Source organism: Cohnella zeiphila, assembly GCF_014212055.1.
Lineage (GTDB): Bacteria > Bacillota > Bacilli > Paenibacillales > Paenibacillaceae > Cohnella > Cohnella zeiphila.
The window spans coordinates 1-1,926 of the sequence record NZ_JACJVO010000067.1 but is presented as its reverse complement, the minus strand read 5'-3'; the positions used below and the strand labels follow the sequence as shown (position 1 = coordinate 1,926).

General features: G+C 55.0%; 1 protein-coding gene. It reads left to right on the top strand.

The genetic code is table 11. The annotated features are described in order from the left end of the window. Positions 1–530: 530 nt before the first annotated feature. Positions 531–1,823, top strand: coding sequence for a group II intron reverse transcriptase/maturase (gene ltrA / locus H7C18_RS34425; RefSeq protein WP_185133662.1), 1,293 nt, complete (start codon positions 531–533; stop codon positions 1,821–1,823). Positions 1,824–1,926 lie beyond the last annotated feature (103 nt).

Below are 1,926 nucleotides of genomic sequence, written 5' to 3'. Positions count from 1 at the left end.
TTCGCGTGCCCAGCCAAGCACGCATTCTCTAGCCGGTGGAAGTCCGGTCACGGGAGGGGCCAAGCCCCCGTGTAGCTAGGATGCCTGCGTACGGCGAAATCTGTGCGTAGAAGCGCATCGACGAAAGTACCTGTCGGAGATAGGGCGAGCAACAGACCAGGCCGCAACATGAAGTGAATCCTGCCGCGTCGTCAAAAAGGCCTCGCAAGAGGGAGAAGAGGAAGCCGAGCCCCGGAGATCTGGGCGAAGGCCAAGGAAGCTGTTTGGAACTTGGAGCAACAGCGAAGAATCCTCCGGCGTAGAGGGAACGGCATGGTTTGAAAGAGGATGCAGTGAACTGGGGAGACCCTCCCCTGCACGGGAGAAAAAAAATCTCTCGTAGCAAGATGCTCTATAAGCCAAAGGGCGAAGTGAGCCATCTGCAGGAAGGGAGTCCGAGGGGCCCATACTACTGAGGAACGCAGGACAACACAACCAGCGGGAGGGAAGGGGCCCTGCTTTGTTCAAGCTTTTGGAGGAGGTACGAGTGAGTGAATGCCAACCGGCTAACGACACCCAAAGAAAAAGTTCAACAACTCCGAGAAAAGCTAGGTCATGCCGCCAAGACAAGCAAGAGCAGAAAATTCCATGCGCTGTATGACAAGGTCTGTCGGTTGGATGTGCTAGGGGAAGCGTGGAAATGTGTGCGAGCAAATAAGGGGACGGCAGGTGTTGATGGCGAGACGTTGGCGGACATCGAGAAGAAGGGCGAAGCCCGGTTCATCGAGGAATGCCGTGAGCGCCTGTTGCAGAAACGCTACCGTCCCCAGCCTGTACGACGCCACTATATCCCCAAGAAAGACGGACGCAAACGCCCGCTGGGCATCCCGACGATTCAAGACCGAGTCGTGCAAATGGCAGTAAAACTGGTACTGGAACCGATTTTCGAAGCGGATTTTCAGGAATGTTCGTTTGGCTTTCGTCCGAAGCGCAGCGCGAAGCAGGCGCTGGAGCGAATCCGCAAAGCGTGCAACCGTAAAGGTAATTGGGTGGTCGACGTCGACATCCAAGGGTACTTCGACAACATCAACCAAGGGAAGCTGATGAAGCTGGTGGCCACGCGAATCAGCGACAGGCGCATGCTCAAGTTGATCCGCCAGTGGCTCGAAGCAGGGGTGATGGAGGAAGGCAAGGTTAGAAGAAGCGATCTAGGAACGCCGCAGGGCGGCGTGATCTCGCCCTTACTTGCCAACATCTATCTGAACTACTTCGACCGATTGTGGGAGAAGCACGGCAAAGAGGTTGGAGAACTGACGCGATATGCCGATGACTTCGTCGTGGTGTGCAAGACAAGGAAGGATGCGATCCACGCCCATAAGCTTATTCGGGCGATTATGGAGCGGCTGGAATTGACGCTGCACCCGGAGAAGACGCGGATTGTGGGGCTGTGGACGGGAGAAGAAGGATTCGACTTTCTCGGCATGCACCACCGGAAAACGAAAGCTGAAACGGGGCAAAGCCATGTGTACTACACGACTGGGCAATGGCTCTGCAAGAAAGCAGAGAAACATATCCGGGAAGTGGTGAAAGAACGACTGGCGCCGCCAAACATGCGGCGTGTCTCGATCGATGAACATGTGAAGTGGCTGAATCCGAAAATCCAAGGCTGGAAGAACTACTATGCGACGCCGTACAGTACGAGGTGGATGTCCAAGTTGGATTGGTACATCCGGCAACGGCTGACGAAATGGTACGCCAAGAAGCGCCAGCGAAATGGCTGGCGCGGTTCCGGACACGAAGTAAGATTCCTAAGCCAAATGCATGGACTCAAAACGCTACTGTAAGTCGCATGCGCATGAATGACGAACATCGGAAAGCCGTATGAGGGAAAACCTCACGTACGGTTTGATGAGGAGGGGCTGAAATTTTTCAGCCCTTCACTCTAGC